This is a genomic window from Brevibacillus fortis (assembly GCF_003013395.1).
GTDB lineage: Bacteria > Bacillota > Bacilli > Brevibacillales > Brevibacillaceae > Brevibacillus > Brevibacillus fortis.
The window spans coordinates 258,713-285,663 of sequence record NZ_PXZM01000023.1; the positions used below are offsets into that span (position 1 = coordinate 258,713).

The following is a 26,951-nucleotide window of genomic DNA, read 5'->3' on the forward strand; positions in this document are numbered from 1 at the left end:
TATCTATTGGTAACAGCAAAAGCCAAAGGGAGAGACGAGAAATGACAAACAACAAGTGGAAGATGGACACCTCCATTATTCATACCGCACAAAAGCCTTGCCAAAAAACAGGAGCAGTCGTATCCGCGGTGGTCCCTGCCGTGGCCTACGCGTTTCCAGATGCAGACTCCGCAGCGGCTTGCGTGGCTGGGGAGCGGGAAGGAACGTACTACGGAAGATATGGCAACCCTACGATCACCACCTTGGAGCAAAAAATCGCCGCATTGGAAAATGGCGAAGCTGCCTTGGGTGTGAGCAGTGGGATGGCAGCTATTTCGGGAGCTTTGCTCGCATTTTTGAAACAGGGTGATCATGTCGTGTGTACGCGAGATGTGTACGGAGGCAGCTACAAGTTTCTAACAACGATGGCCCCGCGTTATGGCATCACGACGGACTTCGTCGATTGTACCGATTTGCAGGTAGTCGAGAGAGCTTTTTTGCCAAATACAAAAGTCCTGTACATCGAAACACCCTCGAACCCGTGTTTGACTGTTTTAGATATCGCAGCGTTGTCACGTTTGGCGCATGCACACGGCATTGTGGTAATCGTCGACAACACCTTCCTCACGCCGTATTTGCAGCGACCGCTTGAGCTAGGGGCGGATGTCGTCGTGCATAGCGCCACCAAATATTTGAATGGACATGGCGATGTCATCGCAGGCTTCATCGTCGGGAAACAGGAACATATCCAATTCATGCGCAAAAACGTCATGGGAGACTTGGGACAAAATTTGAATGCATGGGATGCTTTCTTAATCCTGCGCGGGCTGAAGACACTCGGCTTGCGCGTCAGACAGCATGGGCACAACGCGCAGGCAGTGGCGGAGTTTTTGGCGCAGCACCCGGCAATCTCGCACGTCTACTACCCTGGTCTGCCTTCGCATCCACAGCATGAGCTGGCTAAACGGCAAATGGCTGGAATGGGCGGGATCGTTTCCTTTGAAGTAAAGGGCGGCTACGAGGCAGCCAAATCTTTCATTAACGCTCTGGGCTTGGCTATGATATCGTTTAGTTTAGGAGATCCCGAGACACTGGTACAGCATCCTGCCTCGATGACGCATTCCTCGATCCCAGCCTGCGAGCGGATCAAGTTCAACATTACGGACGGTTTGATTCGCTTATCGACTGGCTTGGAGGATGTGGAGGATATCATCGCGGATTTGGAGCAGGCGCTAGCTAGTCTGCCAATGGCGGCAGCGTCCAGGGGATAAAGGAACGTGAAACTGGAGGATGGGGCATGACAGAGTTTTCCCGGATTGAGGAATTCATTCAATCGTACGCCGACAATATTTCCAAGGTACTGGGACTCGATGTCACCATCCTGGATGAACAAGGGATACGTGTGAGCGGAACCGGCTACTATCAGGAGCTGATTGGATTGCCTGCACCGGAGGGATCGTTTTTTCGAATGATCCTGCAAACCGGACAGCCGGGAATGATTTTTGACATGAAAAAGAACGAGTCCGAGTGTGGGAATTGCAAGTTCTTGCAGCAATGCCGGGAGCTGGCGACGATTGGATTTCCAGTGCACAAACGGGAGAAGACGGTAGGGGTTATCGGAATTATCGGTTTTTCCCCTGAACAAAAAGAAAAAATGCTGCATCATTCGGAAAAATGGATGCCGTTTTTGCAGCATACGAGTTCCTTGATTGAGCACAAGCTGCTGGAGCTGGATGCGGAGCGGGAGAAGAGCTGTAACATTCAGGAGGAAATGCCGCAGGCCTCGGTTCATCCGGTGTATTTCGCCCAGCTGATTGGTGCAGAAACAGGCTTGCGCGATGTGATTGCCAAAGCGAAAAAAGTGACGAACAGCATTTCCACTGTTTTGATCCGGGGGGAGAGCGGAACGGGCAAGGAGCTGTTGGCAAAAGCCATTCACTGCGAGAGTGGACGCAGCAGACGGCCATTTGTCGCTGTCAATTGCGCGGCGATTCCCGAGACCTTGTTGGAGAGCGAATTGTTCGGGTACGAAGGAGGCGCATTCACAGGCTCCAGACGGGAAGGAAAGCCGGGGAAGTTTGAATTGGCCCACAAGGGGACGATTTTTCTGGATGAAGTAGGGGATATTCCGTTGTCTCTCCAGCCCAAGCTATTGCGCGTCCTTCAAGAGAAAACAGTAGATCGGGTAGGCGGCGTAAAAACGCTGGGTGTCGATGTACGTGTTATTGCTGCTACACACAGAGATTTGGAGAGCATGGTCAAGGAAGGGACGTTTCGCGAGGATTTGTATTATCGACTCAACGTCATCCCCCTGCGGTTAAAGCCGTTGCGTGAACGCACGGAGGATATCGCGCTTTACCTGCAGCACTTTTTGTATCGGTACGGGACGTTGCTGCAAAAAGGCAGACTGGAGCTCGAAGCCCAGCTCGTCCAGCGTTTACAAGCATACGAATGGCCGGGGAATATTCGTCAGCTGGAAAATGCCGTCGAGTATATGGTCAACATGGCAGAAGGGCAAGTCATCGGCAACGAGGAGCTTCCTGAATATCTGCTGTTCGAGGATGGGCCGACGACAGTAAGCAGCGATTTGGGATTGGAAAAGTTGGTAGCAGACTATGAACGCTCCATTCTCCAGCGCTACTTGAACGCAGGCAAGTATGGGCAGGACAAAGCCGCGATTGCCAATGAGCTGCAAATCAGCTTGTCGACCTTGTACCGGAAGATGGAGAAGTACGGATTGGAAAAATAAAAAACCAGCCTGGATGGATCGGAGTTTTTCCGAGGTCTGGGCTGGTTTGTTTGTATTTACGAAGGTTGCGGTTCTTTTTTTGCTTTCAGCTCGTAATGGCCGGTTTTGCCGCTAATGTACCACTCAGGAGTTTTTTCTTCACGTGCTTCGCGGTGACCTTTCAGGTGAACATCACTTAGCTCCCACTGTTTCCAAGCCTCTTTTGATTCCCAGCGGATCATGACGACCACTTCTTCTTCACCTTTGCGTGGCTTCTGTACCAGCACGCTCAAATCTACAAAACCAGGAGCCTTCTCAACAGCACCAGGCTCGCTAAAGCCTTGTACGATTTTGTCAGAATGACCTTCCTGAACGACGTATGTTTTTATCTCCATCATCATGAAGTGCGACACTCCTTATATCCCATTTCCCTACTTTTCCATATTAGTGAGAAATATTATCATTGTCAACCAGATATTAGCAAATGGTTTTGGGGTACTGTCTGCAAAACACGAGTTTACCAATAAAAGAGTTCTGACTATAAAAATACCCGATTATCACCATACTAACGCTTAATCGGCGTATTTAACTAGAGATCAAAGTATTTGGAGGTTATCGTCTTTCATCTCTAATGTTTATAGATCGATTGCTTAGACAAACACTCAGTTTTCAGTATTATCCAATAAATATTGGTATATTTAATTGTTATTTTTTCTGATAAATACTTTTATCGATTTTGGGGTCTAATATTTTTCATTTAGTTTTTGCATTGTTAATAATCATAGATTTGGAACTACTAATGTTTAATAATGGCTTCTCCAGCTATCACTTCCATAATTCAGCACAATTTCTCCATTTGGGCTACTATCTGTCTTTTTACCTTCAAAATATATTCCAACCCATTGCTTATCTAACCCAGATGATACTTTAAACTGAAAATAGTCAGTGGGCGAATTTAAGCCATCTGAATGAATAATAATCGGATTGTTTGTTTCATTTGCATCAAATCCCAACGTTAACTCATCATTTTTTTTACTTTCTTCGATGAATTCAATGTGTATATAACCAACTGTGCCCTTTCTGAAAACGGAGTAATTAAATGTGACATCATCTCCAAGTTTATTCAATGTAGTTGAATCATCCATAGCAAATCCTTGTTCATAAAGTTTATTTTGAAAATCTTCTAATTCTTTTGCGTCGTTTCTTGCTTTCTTTATTATTTGATCAATAGATACTTGCTTTGAAATTTCGTCCGTTTCAGCTGTACACCCTGATAGGAAAAGTATTGAAACTACTAACAATAGCAATACACACTTCAATTTGAACAAACCTTCACCTCCTAATTGGTAAAATAAAGTATAAAGCAAAAAAAGGGGGAAGAATCCCCCGATTTCATTACTTTAGTAGTTATCTCGGCCAGACTTTGTCCATGCACTTTCTTCAAGATCGATTTCTGAACCGATAGATACTACCCCTTTAGCAACGCTGAAAGTAATTGGAGGTGCATCATAACCCCAGGTGTGCGCATATTCAAATGTAATTTCACCATCCGCGCTATGTTGATCGTATCCTTTTCTCGGTTTAAGGATAACATAAGCGTTTCCTTGCTCATTATCATCGTCAGTGGTGATTCCCATACCACCAATGGCTTCTTCTTCAATTGTCATATCACCGTCTGCACCAGTTGCCGTAGCATAAGCTTCTGTAGTATCCCAGTTTACTGCCCATCCATCTTCTGATCCATTCACCCATTCAGTGTCAGACCATTCAAAATAATAATCGAGAGTGATCCACTGTAAACCTCGAATTTCGTCTTCACCTGGTAAAACATCAACCCACATAGTAAGGTCTGTTTTTTCCCCTCCCAATGTGGTCATCTCGTCACTCTCTGCATTACTTGGATCGAAATTCCCTTCGTGTTCTTCTTTATCAATCAGTTCTAAGGACTTTTTCCCATTCTCATCAGTAACTTGATTGTATCTGAAGACAATCGTCTTCTCAGGCGTAGTTCCGAGTTCTTCAAGACCTTTAATGTATTCTTCGCGATTCTTAGATTTGTCTTTTAATTTTTTTATTTGCTCTGCCAATTCTCTTTCTTCTTCAGTAGCTTCCTTTGAAATTTTCATGTTGGTTTTGACTTTCTCATTATTGTTTTTCTCGGCAGCATAGGAAATATTTGTTGCACTAAAAAGTAAAATCACAGCCAAAACACTTGAATAAAATTTCCTCATATGTAAATGACTCCCATAAATTTATATCCAAATTATAACTATACATCAATGATCTTGTATATAAAAAATAATCAAAATTTTTAAAATTACTCAGATGAAAAAGTCTTTTTATACGTTGATGCACCACCCGGCTCATCGAAGATTCTAAATCCCATCTCGACTAGAACTCTTATTAGAACGTTACCATAAGCTTAAGTAGATAGCTAAGCTTCTATTAAATCAGTGTCAACAAAGCGGAGAACCGAACGAACAAATTTCCCTTCTTTTTATAATAATTTGTGTTGAACATCTTCATATGTTTAGGTGCGTATATTAAACATTCAACCAATAGTTTTCCATTTGTGCATTTGAATTTGTGTCAAGGCTTCCTCTAAAGTTGTAAATCTGAGTTTTGCTGGCGGCATCCTAAATGTGGAACTTCTTCTTTTTTTGGCGCAGTGAAAATATCAATACCGCGTTCGAGTAGGATTTCTACCGCTTTGCGAACAGGAAGAAATGGCAGTTGCATTTCATCGGCTACAGCAGCTTCTATATCAGAGACAGTGTGGAGGGGTGTTATCTGGTTTGTGCCATCTGAATAACCGAAATGGAGAGTGTTGTTTTTGAGGACCACGAAGCGATCTTGCTCCAGCTGAAAACGATGAATGTGAAGTCGATTCAAAAAGAAGGCGTCTGGTGAAAAAGAGGAGCGGATGACTTCCGACAAGTCAGACAGTTCTTTTCTTTCACTCGGATGAAAATCCCATGGCGGAAGTGCCACTTTTCCATTTTCATACCGAGTAAAGCGATAGTGTTCAGGATGATCGGGACTCTTGGTCAAGTCCATGGAAAGAGATCCAAAAATCCTGGCATGGTTCCCATCTTCCAGAAAGTGAATGGGTTCAAAGATCGGAGCGGTAGCCCCCGTATCTACATAGACGGGTGTCTCACCCGTGTTCGGACCATCGATCAGGATGGCAGCATGCCCGCCGCCTGGCAAGATGAGCTGACCGAAGAATCCGAGAGCACGAAGCAGAGAGAGAAAGCTGTGATTGTTGGCGTAGCATGTGCCACCGAAGTGATAGTGGGTCGCATTGTGCACATATTCCTCAGGGGTAGGTACCACGTGTTTCCCAGCTTGGAAGAAGAGCAGCTTGCTTACATTTTCATAAGGGAAGGTCTGCAGATGCGCGCGACAGAGCTGGCTAAGATAAGAGAGGCTAGGGGACTTATGGTCTAGCTGTAGACGTTGCAGGTATAAACTCGCCCAGTTTGGTAAGGTAGACATAAACAAGTTCACTCCTTATATAAAATAAATAGTAAATAAAAATGTTTATTAATTAGCGGTATGGAGATAGTATCACAACGGACAAGTGGTAATCAATCAAAATTTTTCCAAGAAACAAAAAAGGCACCGAAGATAGTTCCTTCGGTGCTGGCGGGTCCCTAGTCCGCTGTCTTTTTTTGTACGAATAGATAAGTGCAAATAAATTATAGCAACGACTTAATTTCCCCGTTATTTGGGTTCACTACGAACCAGCCATACGTACTGGTGTAGCTGTCGCCAGATTGGAAGTTGTTCACGACTGTTTGGTACACTTGAATGACATAGTGCCCTTTTTCGTCGTCATGAGCGTACTCGACTACATGTGTCGGCGAGAGTTTGCCAGCGAATTTCTTTTTCACCAGCTCGATCGCTTCCATTTTGGAGTACATTTTTGCTGTTGGAATTTTACCGATGAAAATCGATTTGGTTCTCGCATCGTAAATGACCGGTTTGTTCAGGTTCTCTGCTACGAAGCGGATTGGCACATAGACGGAGTTTTTGTACATAATGCCTTGTACGTCACTATTTGGTGATTTCGGCAACCCGTCAAAGTAGTAGGTAAACGGTGTTTTCATTCCTTCTTCCGCATCTGGAAAAGCGGGTGCTGCAATTGCAATTCCGGAGAAGAGCACCGAACCTACAACAATGCCCCCCAAAAATGACTTGATGTCCCATTTCATGATGTGAAACCCTCTCCCTTTCTCTTTTCTCTAAATCTTCCCAGCAATCATTATGTCAAAGATCATAGGAGAAAAGCTATCAAACGAGGGTACTAGGAAACAAAGACTAGGAATCATGGGAAAGATAGGACTAAATCAGAATAGTCCTAGTTCTCGAATCAGTGGTTCAGTGATTGAAAGGTTTGTGGTAAGGTAGAAAAAAACAGCGGACAAGGTGAGGAACATGACTACCATATTGCAAAATGACTGGGCCCCCGTATTGGCCGATGAATTCGAGAAGCCCTATTATGTAAAGCTTCGTCAGACGTTGAAAGAAGAGTATCAGGCGCAGACAATCTACCCAGATATGTATCATATATTCACAGCGCTGCACCTGACTGAATATGAGAAAGCAAAGGTTGTGATTCTGGGACAGGACCCGTATCACGGACCGGGACAAGCACATGGATTGAGCTTTTCGGTCAAGCCGGGAATCAAGCCGCCGCCATCTCTGGTCAACATCTACAAAGAACTGAAAAGCGATGTCGGTTTTGAAATTCCCCAGCATGGATACCTGAACCATTGGGCCAAACAAGGCGTCATGATGCTGAACACCGTTCTGACGGTTCGTCGTGGCACTCCGAATTCGCACAAGGACATTGGGTGGGAGACTTTTACGGATCGAATTATTCATTTGTTGAACGACCGGGAGACACCGCTGGTTTTCGTCCTGTGGGGAAAGCATGCGCAGGAGAAGGCGGCATTCATTGATCGAAACAAGCATTTCGTCATCGCCTCCCCGCATCCGAGCCCGTTTTCAGCGAATCGCGGCTTTTTTGGCAGCCGTCCTTTTTCGCGGACAAATGAGTTTTTACGTTCGCGTGGGATCGAAGAGATTGATTGGCAGTTGCCGATGCAGGTAGAGGAAGAGTAACCTGGATTTGTGCATGTAAAAGGAAAAGGATCTCCATTGTTTGCATCATTTGGGAGATCCTTTCTTATTAGTCTTTGCTTTTGACAACGAGCAGCTTGCCCGTTTGAATCGTGATCGTTCCCGTCTGTGCCGTTAGTAGATTGCTGATGCCAAGCGTGTCGCCAATGCGCAGGGTGGCGTCTTTCAACGGATAGAGGAATCCGGTTAAGGTAATCCCTGTGACTTCCGGTGTAAAAGGAAGCAGGGAGATGTGATCAAAATGATCCTGCTCTATCGTGGTATGGCGGTCAATCAGACGGATTTCATTCGTATCATCGAGGATACGGCAGCTGATGCCAGTCTGCAACGCTTTGTTCAGCAAGTGTACGTTTGCCAGCATATGGTCAAAACGAGAGCCGAGCACACCGAGCAGCACGATTTCCTCCGGCTGTTGCTCGACTGCCCAAGTAAGGGCCATCTCTGTATCGGTTAAATCTTTCATAACGGGATCGCAGGAGGAGACGTGCATACTGTGGCGTTCAATTTCTGCCATTTCCGTGGTGCTAACAGAATCGAAGTCACCGATAGACAATCTCGGCACAAGACCGTTGCGAACGAGGAACAAGGCACCTCTGTCAACACCGACGAGCCAATCATCTTCGCGTATTTCTCGTATCGCCCAGTTGCCCAGATTGCCCCCAGCGAATAGTAGGATGCGTGTAGGATTCATGCTACGGCCACCTTTTTCTATGAGTGAGTGTTCCATGGAACAACCTCTTATGAAGTAATCGAAGAGCGGAATGTGCTCTGACAAGCGAGGCGATAGCCTGTAGCGAGTTTTTCTCCCAGCTTTGCTTTTTCCTGTCCGGTTGGGGTGTCGAGTAATGATGCACCAGCTACGATTTGTACACTGCACTTGCCGCAATGCCCTTGTTGACATTTGTAAGCGATGGGTTGATCTTGCGTGAGTGCAGCTTGTAATAGTGTCTGAGAGGGAGTGTACTGGACTGGCATCGTTTGTGAGCGTTGCTTCACCTGTACGAGCTTCTGCTCTGATTTGGGGCGAGCCGGGCTCATTTCTGTTTTTTTTAACGGCGTGTACACGGGAACGGGAGCTGGACTCGACATCTGTACGTCAGATCGTCCAGGAATGAGCGAGCCGACCGTAAGCTGTTTGCGCATAGGAACCTCCCGGGTAAGTGATTTTTTTTCATATTACCATGCCGGGCGAGTAGGTGACAAAGCTGGAGAAAGCGTTCGTAAATAATTGAATTTTTAGATTTTATCAATTAAAATAATTTTATCAAAAATCAGGAAGGTGATACCATGATTACCATCAAACGGATGAGCGACTGTACCTTTGCAGAAGTGACCAAAGCGTGGAACAGAGGATTTGAAGGCTATTTTATCGAGTTTACGATGACAGAAGAGATGCTTGTTCAGCGACTGGGGGGCGAGGGATACGTGCTGTCCCTGTCTGTGGTTGCTTTTGACGGCACAGAGCCGATTGGCGTAGTTGCCAGCGGTATGAGGACCATTGCCGGGCAAAAAGTCGCATGGAATGGTGGAACGGGTGTCGCCACGGAATATCGTCGACAAGGGGTAGGAAAGCAACTGATTGAGGCGACATTGGATTTATACCGGGAAGCTGGGGTGGATGTAGCTACCTTGGAAGCATTGAGCCAAAATACAAAAGCGATTGCCTTATATGAGCAAAAAGGCTATGACGTCGTGGATCGGTTGTTGTTTTTGCAGCAGAGTGGACCGCTGGCAGAGAATGCTTTTCAGACAAATTTACAGGCTGATTATCGGGTTCGACGCATTTTGGCCCCAGAAGCTGCCATGCTCCCGTTTTATGTGACCGACGTCCCTTGGCAAAATTATTGGCTGAACTTGCGAGATGCGCAGGCTGTGCTCGTAGAAGACAAAGAGGGTCAGGCGGTCGGCTATGCGATGTACAAGTGTTCGATAAACGAAGAGGGAAAAGTGAGTGGGATCGTGCTGCGTCAATGTGTAGCGCAGCCAGAGCATCCTGAGGCGCAAGACATTTTGAAAACAGCCCTCGCTCATGTATATGGGCCGATTGCGCACGATTGTCGCCGGTCTACGTTTAATTTGCGCGCGGCTGATACCATGCTCGTCGAAATACTGCAAGCGGCGGGATTCGGTCCTTCCGAGACGGAGCAGGTCTATATGGTCAAGCAGATGGAAGCTGCACAGACCCCTGTCGTCTAGGGAGTGGAAACGTCTCTGTCATTGCTGGCAGTTCGTGCAGGCGAATACTTTGCGGGAGGAGAGCTCGCTTTTTTCGATAGGCTGTCCACAGCGCAGGCAAGGCTCTCCGCCGCGATCGTACACCTGGCAACGCTCATCGAAGCCACCTGTCAGAGAATCGCCAGAAAAGAGCGGCTGCATGTAACCTCCGAATCGAATCGCTTCGTTGAGTACGGTTTGCATCGAATGATACAGACGTTTTTGTTCCTCGTAAGAAAGCGTCGGGATCGTCCGGGTAGGCAGGATGGCGGCATGAAAGCAGATTTCGTCCGCATAGCAGTTACCGATGCCTGCTAGCCAATGCTGATTGACTAATGCGGTTTTGAGGACACTGCGCTTGTCAGCGAGCAGCTCTGTAAATCGGGTGAAGGTAAACAGCGGGTCCAATGGCTCTGGCCCAAGAGGAGCTAGCCGTTCGTCGATCTGAACGTTGGTGAGCAAGTGCAGGTAGCCTAAGCGGAGGCCGTGAAAATATAAGATGCGTTCCCCAAAGGAAAGCGTCACTTGGGCCGTTCGCTTCAGTTTGTCTTCTACAGAGCCCACGTATAAAAAGCCGCCGAGCATCAAATGAAGCAGCAGGATATGTCCACTTTCCAGATGGAAGAGAAGATGCTTGCCGCGTCGGTCGACAAGTGTCAGACGGTTGCCTTGCAAAAGACGAGCAAATTCCGCAGGTGGCAGATTGATCGTTTTTTCCCGCTGAACGTGTGCGGCTGTAATCGTTCCGCCACCGATTTTCTCCTGCAGCAATCGACGATAGGTCTCCATCTCAGGCAATTCCGGCATGCTGACTCCCTCCCGTACGCAAAGTTTTTCGTAGGATTTCCCATATGAATGATTCGCATGCCGTACCCTTCACTGTTTTTCGGTGAGGGGTCGTTTCAATTTAGACAAGTTTACCAACCCTATTATCAAATGGGGTAATATAATATAGGTAGTAGGACCAGGGCATCGCCCGAAGGATTATTGGACGGACAGGAGATTACATATGCAAAAAGTAGAATTGATCGCTACGGCGACTTTTGGTTTGGAATCAGTAGTAGCAGAAGAAGTGAAGGCACTCGGATACGGTCCGGTACAGGTGGAAAACGGCAAGGTAACGTTCACCGCAGATATTTCTGCCATTCCCCGCACAAATTTGTGGTTACGAACTGCCGATCGCGTGCGTCTTAAGATAGGGGAGTTCAAAGCGACTACGTTTGACGAGCTGTTTGAAAAGACAAAAGCACTGCCGTGGGCCGATTGGATCACAGAGGACGGGACGTTTCCTGTGGAAGGGAAATCGGTCAAATCGACCTTGTTCAGTGTGCCGGATTGCCAAGCTATCGTGAAAAAGGCTGTGGTAGAAAGTCTGAAAAAGACCTACAAGAGCGAATGGTTCGATGAGCAAGGTCCAATGTACAAGATCGAGGTGGCACTTCTCAAGGACGTGGCAACACTGACCATTGATACGTCAGGACCGGGCCTGCACAAGCGTGGCTACCGGGAATTGATCGGGCAAGCGCCTTTGAAAGAAACGATGGCGGCAGCAATGATTATGTTGTCTCGCTGGAAGCCGGATCGCGTATTCATGGACCCATTCTGTGGATCGGGAACAATTCCGATTGAGGCGGCGCTGATCGGGCAAAACATTGCTCCGGGGATGAACCGCGAATTCGTCTCGGAGTCGTGGCCTATTATTCCGAAAACAGCTTGGCGTGAAGCTCGCGCAGAAACGCATGATTTGGCGCGGTATGATCAAAAGCTGGAGATTATCGGGACAGATATGGATGACGAGATCCTAAAAATTGCCCGCCGCAACGCGACCGAGGCTGGTGTAGATGACCTGATTCACTTTCAGCGCATGGATGTGCGGGATGTGCGAACCTCGCGCAAGTACGGTTACTTGATTTGCAACCCACCTTATGGGGAGCGCTTGGGAGAATGGAAGCAGGTTGCCAAGATGTATGGCGAAATGGGGAAAACCTTTGCTGCCATGGATACGTGGTCTTTCTACATTATTACTTCCGACGAACAGTTTGAGGAGCATTTTGGCCGTACAGCAAGCAAAAAGCGCAAGCTCTACAACGGAAATATCAAGGTAGATTACTATCAGTTTTTCGGACCTAGACCGCCGCGCGGGCCAATGGTTACCCCGACCGAGTAGACAAAGGAGTGTGTTCAACAGTTGACTGATTGAACCACCTCATAAAGAAGGGGCATAATTGGAGGAGAAAATGCAATGAGCAAGAAACGATTCGGGAGCAGAATGCTGGCCGCTCTATTGGCAGCGACTACATTACTGGTCCAAAGCACGCCGTTGACTCATGCTGCGACAGAGCCAGAGAAACCGGCGGTGGAGAGTGAGAAACCAGCAGACGAGACCAAGAAGCTGGAAGATCAGTTCAAAAAACAAGAAGAAGCGCGCACGGAGTTTACGGATATGGGTAACAGCTACGCCAGTAAAGCCGTAAACAGGCTCGCATCCCTTCATATGATCAGTGGTCAGGGAGATAACCGCTTCTATCCGCAAAACACGATTTCTCGACAGGATATTGCGGTGCTTTTGACAAAAGTAATCGGTCTTCAACCAACAGAAATTGAGGATGCAGCTTTTGAAGATGTACCGTTGGAAAGTCCTTATGCACCGTACGTATATGGACTCTCTGAGTTGGGTGTGATGAACGGTAGAAGTGAGCATACCATGGGTGCTCTAGACCCGCTTACACGACAAGAGCTGGCTGTCATGCTGTCTCGCTTGATGAAAGAGAGCGCTGTGACTAAAGTGGCAGGTCAGACTGCTGTTGCCTACAGCGATGAAGAAGAAATCGCCGACTACGCCAAAACGGCAGTGGAAGAAGTGACGAATCAGCGCTGGATGCAAGGTGCAGGCGGCGAGTTTAATCCGACAGGAACCGTCACGCGTGCGGAGGCTGCCGTGATCGCTGAGCGCGTCTTGGATGCGCGCTATCAGCAAGCAGAACAGGTGAAATACAAGGTAGATGTAGAGCGGCTGAGTTTGGCTGCTGGCACGAGCCAACGCTTGAAGGTAAGCAGTGCCGGCGGAGATGAACTGCCATTTACACCAATTTTCGCTTTTGATCGTCCCGAGCTGGGATCTGTTTCAGCTGACGGAACCTTTGTTGCTGGTTCTACAGCAGGAAAAGGAAATCTCACGGTGACAGTCGGCTACAAAACGACGACGATTCCGGTTGAAATCAAGGATGCTGGTAAGCCAGCTGCCGAAAAGACAGAGGACACGCCAAAGACTGCACCGGTGACTTCCTCCAATGACTCGGCAACGAAAGTCGATGAAAGCAAGACGGGAGTAGAGGGAGAAAAGCCAGACGCAGACAAGGCCACAACAGAAACGGATGCAACGAAGCCTGCTGATCCAGAAGAAGAGGCAAAGGAGCCAGCAGAGAAGGACGAACTGGTCAATATCGCACCAGGCAGTTATACATCTGTTACTACTTTTGGAGCGCCAGACTCATATTTCCAAGAGCTGGAGAAGCAGTACCCGGGCCCGGTAGGCGGGCTTGTAACGCCTACGGAAGATTGGACGGGGTATCACCGTCAGTTTGGGCGCAAGGTGACCGTTGAGCTCGCTGAGGCGAAGCCGTTGGAGAGAGTTGCGCTATCGTTTAAGCAGCAGAAGACCTCGGGCATCACGATGCCAGAATATATGGAAGTCGAGGTATCTCGCGACGGGAAAGTGTGGTCATATGCGGGAAGATCCGTTCACGATGTTTCCGCCAAAGAGGACAAGCTCGTTACACGCACATTGAGCGTAACCTTGCCTGACGTCAACACTCGCTATGTCCGGGTATCCTTCCCGGTAAAAGTATTTACGTTCGCTCGCCAGCTGGAGGTATGGGCAAAATCGGATAGCGAGTGGAACAACGGCGCTGTCTTGTTGCCGCCACCAAACCCGGCGAAGCTGGAAGAAGCCAAACAAGCAGGGCGTCGTGTGGAAAATATGCTGCTCGCTTATTCTGGGGAGCATGGCGAACTCGGGACATGGACCAAAGAGGATTTCCTCCCGATGGTTGGCTACCGCACTGTAGATGGTTATATGCGTGACCAGATGTTTGACACGATTCTGTTCCTGCCGTATCAGACCATTCCTGCTACGAAGGAAAGCTGGACAAAATATATGAATGATTTGTTCGGCTCGAATAAGCAGCTCGACGCTCTCAACCAGGCTATGCGGGAGTACAACCGCCTGCGCGGAACGCTGTACTCGACACCGACGCAGGAAAATGTCGTGCTGGCGCTGCCGTATCCGAATGCCAGTCAGACCAATTTTGGCCAGCTGGATGAAAAGAAACCATCCCTTTCCTTCAGTCCTGCGGGAATCGGGGAAGAGCAAGCGTATCTGAACCGCAAAGCTGCGCTGGAATGGTACTTCCAGGAGCTCATGAAGCGCTGGAACAAGGAAGGATACGCCTATCTGAAGCTGGAAGGAATCTATTGGTTCCATGAGCTGGTGGAGGATAGTGCACCGAAAGAACGCCAACTGATTCGTGACATGGGTAGTATGGTGCATGACGAGGCGTTGCGCTACTATTGGATTCCGTATTTCGGTGCACCGGGAGTGTCCGAGTGGAAATCTCTTTATTTCGATAAGGCGTTCCTGCAGCCGAGCTATTACAGCGACAAGCCAGTGGGAATTGACCGTATTCAAGGGGTACTGGACGTCGTCAACAAGTACGACATGGACATCGAGATCGAAGGCGACTGGAAGATGTACAACGATCCGAAGTTCTATCAGACCTACTATAATCAGCTAGTAGCTACCCACAAGCTGGGAATGGATAAAAACAACGTACACGCTTACTACTTCGGCTCCAAGACATTGCTAGAGTCTGTCAAGAGTACGGACCCTGTCAAGCGCGCCATCTATGATGATACGTACAAATGGATGCGCGGTCGTTATGACAGAACCGAATTTTTCGAGGGCAGCGAGATGCCGTAGTGAAAGGAAAAGAGTCTGTTTCCCGCTTTGTGGGGAGACAGACTCTTTTTTTATGCTAAAGCGGATGAGCAGACTTTCGCCCAATCGTTTTCCTATAGATCTCCACCAGTTCCTCCACGATCATTTCTTTCGACGAATGTAGAGGGGGACTCGGATGGTAGTAATCGATTCCCTTGGGACATGGCTTGCCAAAAGTCGGTACTCCTGCTGTTGCGATCCGTTGTTTCCACAGTTTCTTGAGCGAAGAAAAATGCTGCCAGGAATGGTGGTGGGAAAGCCCCCAACCGAGCAGGAGCCACGGATGCTTTTGCAGTTCCTGCGTAGATACGAGCTGAGACTCGAGCGTCGTCTCTTTCTCATGAATGAGTTGCTCGAAATGAGAAATGGCATTCACGGCAGCAGCATTTTGTACGGAAAACAGGTTGTATATGTGAAATCTGCCTACCAATGCCCTTTGTCCGTAGATCGCCTCTACCAACCGGATCAATTGTCGCATCGTAGGATCGAGTGTCGTTTGACCCATCATGCTATGACCGGATGCAGGTCTTTCACGAAAAAGCTTGGCACTACCAGGATTGAGTAAGAGACAGCTCCCCAGAGAATGATTGCCCTCTGAGTTCGGTCCCCATTGAAGATAGGTAGAAGTCCGGTAGACGACCCCTCGATGTTCTCTAAATGTAGCAAAGGCATTCGGCTGATGCATGACGATCCCCTCCTGGTCAAGCTATCTATGACCCATTTATATGAGAGGAGGGGATTTGGTAGAACGGACATGCTCTACTCTAGCTACTCTTGCTAACTTCATTGGCACCAATCAACCGGAACAAAATGATATACAGATACGCACTGACTAAGGTTAAGCCCAGAATGACACCGAATACGCCAACAGGAGCGAGCCATTGGGATAGACCGATCGTCAGAGGAGCGATGAAGCGACCAATCGAGAACTGGAGCGAAGAAGCTCCCATGTACTGACCGCGTGCATCCTCCGGCGAATATTTACTGATGAAGCTCTGGGCGACTGGCGTGCGCATCAGCTCGCCGAATGTCAAAATCGCCATACAGCCGAACAGGAGCCAGATATTTGTCGTAAAGGCCATCAAGAACAGACCGACACCGAATAAGACCGAGGAAATGACGAGGCTGTTACGATCGCTCCAGTTTTCAAACCAGCGTGTGACTGGCAGTGTAAACAGAACCACCAAAAAACCATTTAAGGCCATGAGCCAGCCGAATGCGCTGGTTCCGCCGACCGAATAACTCCAATTGCCCCATGAAAATAATGGTTGCTGCATGACATGCTCTTTGACATACAACGCCATGTAAATATCCAATTGCATGAACCCAATGGCGATCAAAACTCCTGCGCCAATGTACAGGGCAAATGCTTTGTCTCGGAAAATAATGGCGTAACTCTTGAATTGCTGAATCAGAGAAAAACGCTCCTTTGCCTTCTCCTGACGGACGTGTTCAGGCAGCGTTTCTTTGAGCAGGAAAAAGACGGCGACCGCAAAAAGCAGCTCAACGATAGTACAGAACATCAAAAGCTGTGGGCGATAATGAACAAAAAAGACAGAACCCAATACAGGACCCGCGACCACCCCGATGTTCATCGCTGTGTAAAAGGTGGCAAAGACAATTCTTCGATCTTCTTCTGTCGTCAAATCAGCCACCATGGCGGAGCTGGCAGGCCAGTAGAGAGCCCCGGCGATTCCGATCCCGATGAAGGCAATGTAGTCGATCCAAGGAGACGGAGAGAACGCAAACAGCGCGAACATCACCGTCGATGTACAGAGCGAGAGCAGCATGGTGAATCTGCGCCCTACCCGGTCAGCCAAATATCCGCCAAACAGGTTGGACAGCATCCCGAGCAGCGGTGGTACCATCAACAGAAGTCCCGCTACATCCTTTCCAAACGTATCGCTAAAATAAATCGCCATAAACGGAAAGTACATCCAAAAGAAGGTGTGCGTGATCAATTCGCCAAACAGACGTACCTTCAAGTTAAGATCCCACGAACGCCAAATCATGACACAAATTCCTCCATTCTTTTCTGCAGGTGCCTTGACCTCGATTGCCTTCTTGGATAAATGGCATATAAAAAAGCGCAAACGGGATAGAGACGGTGCTCTTCCGCTTGCGCTTTATCAGACGATACAAGGGTGGCGGGAAATAACCCGTTCAACGGTGGACAAAAGAGAGACGGTTTATATACCAACTGATTTTAGGTACATTAAACCGACTGCTCACCCGTAAAACAAGGCCCGCAATTCATATCGGGAAAAAGACGGAAGCGGTTCAGGCATCCTGCAGCTTCTAGCTTTTGGATAGGGTTGTAAGAGGCAGTGCCCCTTATCAGAGGCCCCACCTAAGCGAAGATAACTACAGAAAACACCATGAACTCAGCACTCCCGTCTTTCAAATTTTTTACATAGGTAAACTCTTGTTGATTAGAATACTCGAAAGAGTTGAATTTATGCAAGATAATTTTTTGGTTTTTTTTGAATAGTACCAAGAACATCGATAATTGAAAAAGGGGCTTGCATTCGGTAAAATATTTTTTAACAATAACCAAATCATGCTAGAAATGTGGGGGATATCGCATGCTGGATGCACGCATCGTCAAGTTGGCTACAAATTTGCTGAGCCATTCTGTACGCCTGAAGGAAAAAGAAAGCTTGTTGATTGAAGTTCGTGGCGAGGGTCACGCTTTGGCGAAAGAATTGGTTAAGCAGGCGTACGATTTGGGAGCGTATCCGTTCGTACGGATTATTGACCCGTCTATCCAACGTGAGCTGATGCTCGGTGCAAGTGCAGAGCGCGCGACTCATTTGGCAAAATGGGAAGAGCCAATGTACAAAGATTTGGATACATATATCGTCATCAATGGTCCATCCAACGACAGCGAGATGGCCGATGTTCCGGTAGAGCGTCGTCGTGCACACCAGAGTGTGATGCAAGAATTGAATGACTACCTGACCAACAATGTACGCTGGACACTGCTCAACTACCCGACAACTGCATTGGCGCAAAATGCCAACATGTCTACCGTTGCTTTTGAAGACTTTTATTTTGACGTATGTTCTGTTGACTATAAAAAGATGCACGAAGCCTTTTTACCTTTGCAGCAATTGATGGATCGCACGGACAAAGTGCGCCTTGTTGGACCGGGAACGGATCTTCAATTCTCGATTAAGGACATCCCTAGTATCATTTGCTCCGGGCTTCGCAACATTCCAGATGGCGAGATTTTTACAGCCCCTGTGCGTGACTCCGTGAATGGAACGATTACGTACAACGCAGCAACAAGCTACATGGGCACGAAATTCGAAAATGTGTGTCTAAAGTTTGTAGACGGAAAAATCGTCGAGGCGACTTCTAACAACACAGAGAGACTTAACCAAATTTTCGATACGGACGAAGGAGCGCGCTACATCGGGGAATTCGCAATCGGCGTGCATCCGTACATCCTGCACCCAATGAATGATATCTTGTTCGATGAGAAAATTGCTGGCAGCTTCCACTTCACGCCAGGTCGTGCATACGACAACGCCGATAACGGCAACCGCAGCCAAATCCACTGGGATATGGTAAACATTCAGCGCCCTGAGTACGGCGGCGGCGAAATCTGGTTTGATGATGTGCTGATTCGCAAAGACGGTTTATTCGTTTTGCCAGAGCTGCAAGGACTCAATCCGGAAAACTTAAAAGGGTAAGATCGTGTAAGATGGCCATCATGCTTAGCATGGTGGTTTTTTTACATTTTCAAGTAGCTGTCGATGAGGGAAGAAGCGCATTTCCAGTCTACGCTTCGGCCTACGCCCCGCAAGGGGGGATTGACTGTTCGCTCCGGAATAAATGGCGGGAGCGCTTCAAACGTAGACGTTTCGGGGAAGGATTTCATAAGTGAAGCTTAAATTCCCCGCCATTTATTCCGGAGCTGGGTTGGGCTCCAGAGGCGCTTGGACTGGAAATGCGCTTCTTCTACGTGGCTGTTGGTTAACTTCTTGTAAGTTGATTCATGTTGATGAAAGTTCTAAACCTCCCTTGTATAACAATCAAAACGCTCTAAAAGCACGAAGTAGAAACAAGCTGTCCGCAAGCACTGTCACATGTCTGGAAGGAGACCACCCGAACGCAGAGAGGATACAGGCGACTGGAAGACATGTGGCAGGGCTTCCCCGCCCCCAAACGTAAGAGGACGACTACAAACGAGCATCTCTAGCATCCTTTTGCTACAATAAGAAAAAAGCATGGAACAGAGGGATTAGACGTGAGCCGCAAAGATTGGATCGAATACATCGTCAATGAACAAGACACGGGAATGAACGTGGAACAAATCGTCCGGCAAAAGCTCAACGTGTCGGGTCGTATGATGCAGCGGCTGACGAGAAGCAAAGGGATTTTGCTCAATCGCAAGCAGCCCTTCCTGCAAAAACAAGTAAAAGCAGGAGATACAATCGCTGTGCGGGTCATCGAGCGACAAGAGCAACCGTCTAGGCAGCCCCAGCATGATACGAAGCCCGAGGGACCGACCACACCAATGCCGTCCATCGACATTTTGTACGAGGACGATCATCTCTTGATTGCAAACAAACCGGCAGGCATGATGGTGCACCCGATTAAACAGGAGACCGACACGTTGGTACATGCACTTGCTGCCGTACTGGCGGCACGCGGTGAGCAAGCGAGCGTACATCCTGTGCATCGGCTGGACAAAGATACATCAGGTGCTATCCTCGTAGCCAAAAGCAGCTATGGTCATCAATTGGCTGACAGGCTGCTGCGCGAAGGAGGCATTCACCGGGAGTATCTAGCGGTTGCCAGTGGCGTACTGTCAGAGCGAGCTGCAACGATTGATGCGCCAATCGGCCGAGATGCGCGTCATCCGACTAAGCGCCGTGTCGTGGAGAGTGGCGATCCTGCCATCACGCATTACGAGGTACAACAGACCTCTGAGGGAATGACGCTCGCTCGCGTCTGGCTGGAGACGGGTCGTACCCATCAGATTCGCGTTCACTTTGCCCACATTGGACACCCGCTTGCTGGCGATACGATGTACGGGGGAGCGAGAGGTTTGTTACGCCGACAGGCTCTGCATGCTTCTAAGTTGTCTTTTTTGCACCCGCTACTCGAAAAAGAGATCGTGATTGAGGCACCGATACCATCTGATATGAAACGCTTGATGCAAGCGGAGTTTAAATAAGAACGGCCACAGGGACTTCTAAGACAGAAGTCCTTTTTTCTGTGCAAAAGTCCTCCGAGTGTCAAACAGTCCGCAGTTGAATAACGTAACAGTGTTATGTTACATTGTTTTTGGAGGTGCTTCACTTGGACACAAATGTAATCTCGAAGAAGGACCTGCTGGAGCTGACAGGCATTTCGTACGGACAGTTATACCGTTGGAAACGAAAGAATTTGATTCCAGAGGAGTGGTTCATTCGCCGAGCGACTTTTACAGGGCAAGAAACCTTTTTCCCGCGCGAACAGATTTTAGCTCGAATCGACAAGATCCTCAACATGAAAGACGACTTGTCGCTAGATGAATTGGCGGATATGTTTTCACCGAATATGAGTGAAACGTCGTTGTCCACAGATGAATTATTGGCACGAAACATTGTTTCGACTACCTCTTTAGAAGTGTTTAACGTTTTTCTCGGGAGTCTAAGGACCTTTACTTTCCAGCAGGCGCTATACGTCTATGTGTTGGAAAAGCTTTTGGCCGCAGGAGACCTGAGTGTGGAAGAAGGCGGCGGATTACTGCAGGTACTGGCTAGCCACTATCCCAAATTCGAAGGGAAGCCTTGTGAGTTGATCTTTATGCGCAAGATGGGGATTTCCACATTCGTGTTGGTGCCTGGCTCTACCGATATGTATTTTGACAGCGGTGTAAAGGTAGTGACGCGGCTCATTCTAGCCAATTGCATCGAAGAATTAAAAGCAAAATTTATGTAGGGGGAGACCATACCATGCAAAACGAGAATAATAACAAGCCAGATTTGATCTTTCATGGGGCAGTGAATGCGACGGGTGGCGTATACAACAAAGTAGATGTGCAGGGTTACGGCAAGATCAATGGCGACGTAGAGTGCGAGTCGCTTCATTGTGCAGGACATGTCAGTATCACGGGAGATCTCACTGGCTCTACGGCAAGAGTAGAAGGCAACGCGTCGATTAAAGGCAAAGTGAAAATGGATACATTGTCCGTATACGGTCAGCTTGATGTTGCGGATGACTTGAATTTTACGAGTCTAAAGGTCGGTGGCAACGTCAAAGTACAGGGCAATATGACAGGCGAGGACGTAAAGGTTCTCGGTTCATTGAAAACCGCAGGGGATTGCGAAGCGGAAGTGTTTCGGGCAAACGGTGCGTTTAGTATCGGGGGACTGCTAAATGCGGGACGAATCGAGGTGCTTCTGCATGGTAGCTGTGAAGCAAAAGAAATGGGCGGAGAGCACATCGAGGTGCGCCGAACAGGCAACAGCACCTTGGGCAAGTTGTTGAAGCATTTTCTCAACAATACCTTGTCCGTAGAGACGATTGAAGGAGACGAAATCTATCTGGAAAACACAAAGGCCAAGGTCGTTCGCGGCAACAAGATCGAGATTGGGCCCGACTGCGAAATCGATCTGGTCGAATACAGCACAGAATGCAAGCAAGACCCAAGCTCGCAGATTAAGACGAAGACACAACGTTAAGGCTGACAAGGAAAAATTAACATTCGGAACTGTATGCAAGTATTTACATGCATGCAGTTCCTTTATATAATGAGTTTGGAAAAAAATGAAAATGCAAGTAATTGCTTGCTTGGCACGGAGGTGCGTTATGGATCACCCAGATATAGAACAGAAGCTGGGGGGGAGAGGCGAAGAGGAACAGGAAACCCGTGAGCGAATTTTATCGGCCGCACGTCAGCTAATGGCACAAAAGGGATACAAGGGAGCGACTACACGCAAGATTTCTGAGCTTGCAGGGGTTAATGAGGTGACGGTATTTCGTCACTTCAAGAACAAGGTAGGCATCTTGACAGAGCTCCTGAAAGAAATCATGGATGTCCGAGAGCAGCTGGAGCAAGGGCTGCAAGGCGAGTTTTCTGATCTCAAGCAAATGCTAGTCAGCTACGCACGCACGTATTACGGCTTATTGGTCGAGCGCAAAGAAATTTTCATGATCTGCATGATTGAAGCGGATAACCACCCGGAAGTCGTGCAGATGTTCAGCAGCCTGCCGATGACTGCAGTCGAGGTATTGTCCAACAAGCTCCTAGCGTTTCAAGAGCAAGGGCATTTGCCAAAGGTAGATCCGTTCACGGCAGCTCTTATGTTCGTCTCCACTTTCTTCTATGCCTTCATGGCGAAGTATCGGGTCAATCTCGATCTCGAAATGGTAGAAGAAGAGCTTTTTGAAAATGCTTCTGAAATCTTGCTACAAGGCATCAAGGGACTTTAAATAACAGCATAGCTACATAGGGGCGGAGGAAGTCATGAGGAGAAAATGGCTTGTATCTGTAATGATGATCGGACTATTGGCAACGACGGCTTGCAGCGAGCAACAACCTGCTGCGGCACCCCAGAAGGAAGTGAAGCATGTCGTCGTTGCACAAGTGAAGAAGGAGCAAGCCGTAACCGTCACGGAGCTGTCTGGTACGCTGGCTCCTTTGGAGGAAGCACTCGTCTCTTTTGAAGTCGGCGGTCGTATCGTGGAGATGAGCCGTAAAGAAGGAGACAAGGTCAAAGCAGGTGATGTACTCGCCCGCGTGAACGCCACAGATTACTCGCTCCAGGTTGCTTCGTCCAACGCTGCCATGCAGCAGAGTGCAGCAAATCTTAGCAAGGTAAACAATGGGGCGAGAGAGCAAGAAGTGACGCAGGCGCGATTGCTGGTGGAGAAGGCAACGGTGGGTCTGCAAAAAATGCAGGATGATTTCAACCGGATTGAAAAGCTCTACCAGCAAAACGCCATCTCCAAGAGTGAGTATGAAAGTGCACAAAATGGACTGACGATTGCACAAAAAGATTTGCAAAATGCCCAGCAGTCCTATTCGCTGGTTACCCAAGGGGCTCGTGCCGAAGACAAACAGTTGACGCAGGCTGTGTTCAATCAGACCGTTATCGCTAAAGAAGTGGCAGCCAATACGCTCGCAAAAACGCAGCTTCGCTCGCCGATTAACGGGACGATCATCGCCAAGCTCTCGTCTGCGGGCAATTTGGTCGGCTCAGGTACCCCTGTCTATCAAGTCGGCAACATCGACACTTTAAAAGTCGTATTGCCCGTTCCTGACCGTGAAATCTCTTCATGGAAAGTTGGCGAGACGATTTCCCTTGACCTGTATGGACAAAAACGGGATGGCAAAGTGACAAAAATATTTCCTGCCACGAACCAAAGCACCGGAACGATTGGCGTAGAGGTCCAAATCGCCAACCAAGCTCGTGACTGGTTTGCTGGACAGGTGGTGAAAGCGACCAAAACGGTAACAGGGCAGGAAGGTGTCTACGTACCAGTAGAAGCAGTCATCAGCAGAGGAAAAGATGACGCGCATGTCTTCGTCAATGCAGGCGGAAAGGCTGTCAAAACAAGCGTAGTCGTCGGACAGATTGCCAGTGACAAGCTCGAGATTAAGAATGGACTAAAAGAAGGAGACCAACTGATCGTCAAAGGGGTGGACCGTTTGTTTGACGGTGACCCAATCGAGGCGGCAGGAGGTACACAACCGTGATCAAGTACATCGTACAAAAACGCAAAATCACGCTCCTGTTTTTCACCATGATTGTACTTGTAGGCTCCCTCAGCTTTTTTCAGCAGCCCAAGCAAGAGTCGCCAGATATCATCATTAACCTGGCGACGATTACGACAATTTACCCGGGAGCTTCGCCGGAAAAGGTCGAGCAGGCCGTTACGAAAAAGCTGGAAGAAAAAATCAATGAATTACAGGGACTCAATTATATTTCTTCTTCGTCTTCCCTCGGGGTCTCTTTTATCATGGTGGAAACAAAGAGCGATGTAGACCCGAAGCAAAAATGGGATGAATTGCGGAAGAAGGTAAAGGACGCAGAAGCAGATCTGCCAGCCGATGCGAAACAGCCGATTATTAATGATGATTTAAACCGTACATTTGTCCAATCGTTTGCGGTTACCGCTGACACGCGTGAGGAATTGTACAGCATGCGTACCATGCTGAAATCGTGGAAAGAACAGCTGCGAACGATTCCGAACGTAGCGGATGTATTGGTGGAAGGACTTCCGGAGCAGGAAGTCCACATCGAGGTGGATACGCAAAAGCTGAGCCAGTACGGGATCACGTGGAGCCAGGTGATGATGGCCGTCAAAAAGGAAAATGAAAAAATTCCGCTTGGCGACCTGACCACAGAAAAACGGACCTACCAGCTCAAGCTGGCGGAAAATACAGATGTTGAAGAACTGAACAAAGTCATCATCTCCCGTTCAAAAGAGGGCTTCCCGATTTATTTGAAGGACATCGGATCGGTCAAAATGGCGACGGAGACGGTTAAAACGACTTCGTATTTCAATGGAAAGCCTTCGATTACGATCAGCGTCAATGCGGAGACGGGCAGTGATGTGCCGTCCTTGCAGAAGCGTGTAGACGAGATGATGGTCACCTTGGATAAAACACTTCCGGCAGGGGCCGAGAGACACTCGATTTATAGTCAAAATGAACGCGTGGATGAGCTTTTTAGCGACCTTACCCGGGAAATGATGATTGCTATCGTCGCTGTTTTGGTGGTGTGCGCGCTTGGATTGAACCTGATCACATCGCTGGTAGTAGCGATGGCGATTCCGATTTCTTTGGCAGTGGGACTCATGTTCCTGCCTTCTCTGGGTATTTCACTCAACATGATCTCGATCGTTTCCTTGATTATTGTGCTTGGTATTTTGGTCGATGACGCTGTGGTAGTGAATGACAACATTGAGCGGAGACTGTCTGTACTGGGCGAAAAACCGCTAGCTGCGGCCGTTAATGGCGCCAAGGAAGTATCGATTTCGATCACGACGGCTACGCTGGCTACGATTGCGTCGTTCGCCCCGTTGATGTTTCTTAGCGGCAACGTTGGTCAGTTCATTCGCCCAGTTCCAGCGATTATTTCCATGACGATGCTGGCGTCGATGGTCATGTCACTGACGATCATCCCGATCTTTCGCCAGTGGTATGAGCAACGGAGAAAAGCTGGCGTAGAGGGTTATCGCAAGCCCGCTGGACTGTTGGGGAAACAATTGCTCCAGCTGACCAAGTGGTATGCGAGCAAGCTCATGCCGAGAATTTTGAAGCGTCCGCTCTTGGCGGGAATGATTGGGGTATTGATCGGAACGGCGGCATATGGATTGATACCGCTCACTCCGGTGGAATTGTTCCCGAACGATGATCGTCCTCAGTTTCTCATCGATATTCGTCTCCCAGTGGGCAACAGTCTGGAGGCAACAGACAGAGTGGTGCGTGGGACATCGGATTGGGTATTGAAGCAGCCAGGGATCGAGACGGTATCTGCGTATGCGGGTAACAGCGCTCCGAAAATGTTTGGGGGCGATACAGGTGCCGGAAGTGGCATTACCGTCGGCCAACTCGTCGTTCGCTATAATGAAAAAGAGACAACACTCGAAAATATGCTGGAGCCGTGGACGGAGGAATTCAAAAAGCTGTTTCCGGAAGCGAGTATCCTACCGAAGCAGCTGGAGGCAGGTCCTCCGGTAGGCAAACCAGTCGTGATTCGTTTGTACGGAGAGGATATTGAGACACTGCGCTCTCTTTCCGCACAAGTGAAAGACAAGGTTGCTGGTTTAGCAGGAACGTACAATGTGCAAGACGATTTCGGGGTAGAGCGCTACACCTTGGAATTTGTCGTCAATAAAGAACTGATGGAGCAAAAGCTCGTCAATTACACGGACTTGTCCACGACATTGCGTCTGGTGAGTGAAGGCATCACCGTCAGCGAGTTTGACACAGGTTCAGAGCTAGTAGATATGAAGCTGTTCTTACAAAAAGGCGAGGAAGACCCTGCCTTGCTGTTCCAACGACTCAGTATCGCAAATGCACGGGGTGAGCTAATTCCGCTGTCACAGCTCGCGGAAGTAAAACCGACCTTCAGCACACAGACGATCCCGCACCGTGACTTGTCGCGGAGCGTGACAGTTACCAGTGATTTGAAAGACCGAACTGCGACAGAAGTGATGGCAGAGATCAAGCCGATGCTCGATAGCATGTCCTTGCCGGAAGGCTATCGCTATGAAATTGGTGGCGAGACTTCCGAGCAGACCGATATTTTTATCGACATGGGCAAACTCTCGATCCTTGTCGTATTCCTGATCCTGATTTTGATTGCGATGCAATTCTACTCCTTAACCATTCCTGTACTGGTTACGAGTACGATTTACCTCGCCGTAGCGGGTAGCTTGATTGGCTTATTCGTTACGCAGACGCCGCTTGGCTTTATGACGATGATGGGGATTATTGCTTTGGCGGGTATCGTGGTGCGTAACGGGATCGTTTTGATCGAGTTCATCGAGGAGGCACGCCATACAGGCATGGAGCTCAAGCAGGCGGTTATTTCTGCGTGCGAGGCGCGACTGCGGCCGATTCTCTTGACCTCGCTCACAGCCATTGCAGGTATGATGCCGCTGGCCATTTCTGGTGATGTCTTGTTCAAACCGCTGGCGGTCACTATTATTTCCGGTTTGGCGTTTTCGACGCTGTTGACCTTGATCGTCGTACCGTCCTTCTATACGGTACTGACGCAGCGCAAGATCAAAAAGCTGGCGAAAAAAGCAGCCAAGCGCCCGGATTTGTATGGACCGGAGGCGGAAACTTTGTAGGTTTGAGAGCAGCGACGACCTTTTAGGAGGTTCGTCGCTGTTACTTTTTTCTCTCTACCCTGTCGTATGATATGATAGAAT

General features: G+C 48.4%; 23 protein-coding genes. 13 read left to right on the forward strand and 10 right to left on the reverse strand.

Annotation, left to right across the window (positions count from 1 at the left end; translation table 11 throughout):
- Positions 1 to 41: 41 nt before the first annotated feature.
- Together C7R93_RS15435 and C7R93_RS15440 are read left to right on the forward strand one after the other, a co-directional pair.
- Positions 42 to 1,250: a trans-sulfuration enzyme family protein gene (locus C7R93_RS15435; RefSeq protein WP_106839643.1), complete on the forward strand. Its 1,209-nt coding sequence runs from the start codon at positions 42 to 44 to the stop codon at positions 1,248 to 1,250.
- 26 nt (positions 1,251 to 1,276) lie between these two features.
- Positions 1,277 to 2,728, forward strand: coding sequence for a sigma-54 interaction domain-containing protein (locus C7R93_RS15440; RefSeq protein WP_106839644.1), 1,452 nt, complete (start codon positions 1,277 to 1,279; stop codon positions 2,726 to 2,728).
- 56 nt (positions 2,729 to 2,784) lie between these two features.
- On the opposite strand, the gene C7R93_RS15445 is transcribed toward C7R93_RS15440, so the two are convergent.
- The 5 genes from C7R93_RS15445 to C7R93_RS15465 all read right to left on the reverse strand — a co-directional run bounded on the left by C7R93_RS15445 (position 2,785) and on the right by C7R93_RS15465 (position 6,924).
- Complete coding sequence (locus C7R93_RS15445; RefSeq protein ID WP_106839645.1) at positions 2,785 to 3,108, reverse strand: antibiotic biosynthesis monooxygenase family protein; 324 nt, start codon at positions 3,106 to 3,108, stop codon at positions 2,785 to 2,787.
- A 402-nt stretch (positions 3,109 to 3,510) separates the two neighbouring features.
- Entirely contained in the window at positions 3,511 to 4,035 is a 525-nt protein-coding gene (locus C7R93_RS15450) for a hypothetical protein (protein ID WP_106839646.1), read from the reverse strand.
- A 72-nt stretch (positions 4,036 to 4,107) separates the two neighbouring features.
- Positions 4,108 to 4,938 (reverse strand): hypothetical protein, encoded by an 831-nt coding sequence (locus C7R93_RS15455; RefSeq protein WP_106839647.1) that lies wholly within the window; start codon positions 4,936 to 4,938, stop codon positions 4,108 to 4,110.
- Positions 4,939 to 5,308: 370 nt separating this feature from the next.
- Positions 5,309 to 6,205: an arylamine N-acetyltransferase gene (locus tag C7R93_RS15460; RefSeq protein WP_106839648.1), complete on the reverse strand. Its 897-nt coding sequence runs from the start codon at positions 6,203 to 6,205 to the stop codon at positions 5,309 to 5,311.
- Positions 6,206 to 6,408: 203 nt separating this feature from the next.
- Positions 6,409 to 6,924, reverse strand: a complete 516-nt coding sequence (locus tag C7R93_RS15465) for a stalk domain-containing protein (RefSeq protein WP_106839649.1) — start codon at positions 6,922 to 6,924, stop codon at positions 6,409 to 6,411.
- A gap of 223 nt (positions 6,925 to 7,147) precedes the next feature.
- On the opposite strand from C7R93_RS15465, the gene C7R93_RS15470 reads away from it, so the two are divergent.
- Positions 7,148 to 7,837, forward strand: a complete 690-nt coding sequence (locus tag C7R93_RS15470) for a uracil-DNA glycosylase (protein WP_106839650.1) — start codon at positions 7,148 to 7,150, stop codon at positions 7,835 to 7,837.
- 67 nt (positions 7,838 to 7,904) lie between these two features.
- Here the strand turns inward: C7R93_RS15470 and C7R93_RS15475 are convergent, their stop codons facing one another.
- Positions 7,905 to 8,546, reverse strand: coding sequence for a thiamine diphosphokinase (locus C7R93_RS15475; protein ID WP_106839751.1), 642 nt, complete (start codon positions 8,544 to 8,546; stop codon positions 7,905 to 7,907).
- A 47-nt stretch (positions 8,547 to 8,593) separates the two neighbouring features.
- Entirely contained in the window at positions 8,594 to 8,998 is a 405-nt protein-coding gene (locus tag C7R93_RS15480; protein WP_106839651.1) for a 2Fe-2S iron-sulfur cluster binding domain-containing protein, read from the reverse strand.
- A 144-nt stretch (positions 8,999 to 9,142) separates the two neighbouring features.
- On the opposite strand from C7R93_RS15480, the gene C7R93_RS15485 reads away from it, so the two are divergent.
- A complete protein-coding gene (locus C7R93_RS15485) occupies positions 9,143 to 10,051 on the forward strand; it encodes a GNAT family N-acetyltransferase (RefSeq protein WP_106839652.1) in 909 nt (302 codons plus the stop codon).
- A gap of 18 nt (positions 10,052 to 10,069) precedes the next feature.
- Here the strand turns inward: C7R93_RS15485 and C7R93_RS15490 are convergent, their stop codons facing one another.
- Positions 10,070 to 10,876, reverse strand: a complete 807-nt coding sequence (locus tag C7R93_RS15490) for an Fpg/Nei family DNA glycosylase (RefSeq protein ID WP_106839653.1) — start codon at positions 10,874 to 10,876, stop codon at positions 10,070 to 10,072.
- Between the two features lie 202 nt (positions 10,877 to 11,078).
- Here C7R93_RS15490 and C7R93_RS15495 point away from each other — a divergent pair, with 202 nt between their 5' ends.
- Entirely contained in the window at positions 11,079 to 12,236 is a 1,158-nt protein-coding gene (locus C7R93_RS15495) for a THUMP domain-containing class I SAM-dependent RNA methyltransferase (protein ID WP_106839654.1), read from the forward strand.
- A 75-nt stretch (positions 12,237 to 12,311) separates the two neighbouring features.
- Complete coding sequence (locus tag C7R93_RS15500) at positions 12,312 to 15,047, forward strand: DUF4855 domain-containing protein (RefSeq protein ID WP_106839655.1); 2,736 nt, start codon at positions 12,312 to 12,314, stop codon at positions 15,045 to 15,047.
- A 55-nt stretch (positions 15,048 to 15,102) separates the two neighbouring features.
- Here the strand turns inward: C7R93_RS15500 and C7R93_RS15505 are convergent, their stop codons facing one another.
- Together C7R93_RS15505 and C7R93_RS15510 are read right to left on the reverse strand one after the other, a co-directional pair.
- The gene (locus C7R93_RS15505) at positions 15,103 to 15,750 is read right to left on the reverse strand and encodes a hypothetical protein (protein WP_106839656.1); all 648 of its coding nucleotides are present in this window, start codon (positions 15,748 to 15,750) and stop codon (positions 15,103 to 15,105) included.
- A gap of 79 nt (positions 15,751 to 15,829) precedes the next feature.
- The gene (locus tag C7R93_RS15510) at positions 15,830 to 17,077 is read right to left on the reverse strand and encodes an MDR family MFS transporter (protein ID WP_106839657.1); all 1,248 of its coding nucleotides are present in this window, start codon (positions 17,075 to 17,077) and stop codon (positions 15,830 to 15,832) included.
- 573 nt (positions 17,078 to 17,650) lie between these two features.
- On the opposite strand from C7R93_RS15510, the gene C7R93_RS15515 reads away from it, so the two are divergent.
- From C7R93_RS15515 to C7R93_RS15550, 7 genes are all read left to right on the forward strand, one after another.
- Positions 17,651 to 18,763, forward strand: a complete 1,113-nt coding sequence (locus tag C7R93_RS15515; RefSeq protein ID WP_106839658.1) for an aminopeptidase — start codon at positions 17,651 to 17,653, stop codon at positions 18,761 to 18,763.
- Between the two features lie 557 nt (positions 18,764 to 19,320).
- Positions 19,321 to 20,253, forward strand: a complete 933-nt coding sequence (locus C7R93_RS15525) for an RluA family pseudouridine synthase (RefSeq protein WP_106839659.1) — start codon at positions 19,321 to 19,323, stop codon at positions 20,251 to 20,253.
- 125 nt (positions 20,254 to 20,378) lie between these two features.
- The gene (locus tag C7R93_RS15530) at positions 20,379 to 21,002 is read left to right on the forward strand and encodes a YhbD family protein (protein WP_106839660.1); all 624 of its coding nucleotides are present in this window, start codon (positions 20,379 to 20,381) and stop codon (positions 21,000 to 21,002) included.
- Between the two features lie 14 nt (positions 21,003 to 21,016).
- Complete coding sequence (locus C7R93_RS15535) at positions 21,017 to 21,745, forward strand: bactofilin family protein (RefSeq protein ID WP_106839661.1); 729 nt, start codon at positions 21,017 to 21,019, stop codon at positions 21,743 to 21,745.
- 127 nt (positions 21,746 to 21,872) lie between these two features.
- Complete coding sequence (locus C7R93_RS15540; protein ID WP_106839662.1) at positions 21,873 to 22,496, forward strand: TetR/AcrR family transcriptional regulator; 624 nt, start codon at positions 21,873 to 21,875, stop codon at positions 22,494 to 22,496.
- 34 nt (positions 22,497 to 22,530) lie between these two features.
- On the forward strand, positions 22,531 to 23,763 hold the full coding sequence (locus C7R93_RS15545) for an efflux RND transporter periplasmic adaptor subunit (protein ID WP_106839663.1): 1,233 nt from the start codon (positions 22,531 to 22,533) through the stop codon (positions 23,761 to 23,763).
- Positions 23,760 to 26,870: an efflux RND transporter permease subunit gene (locus tag C7R93_RS15550; RefSeq protein WP_106839664.1), complete on the forward strand. Its 3,111-nt coding sequence runs from the start codon at positions 23,760 to 23,762 to the stop codon at positions 26,868 to 26,870. Before C7R93_RS15545 ends, C7R93_RS15550 begins: the two co-directional genes overlap by 4 nt.
- The last annotated feature ends 81 nt before the right edge of the window (positions 26,871 to 26,951 follow it).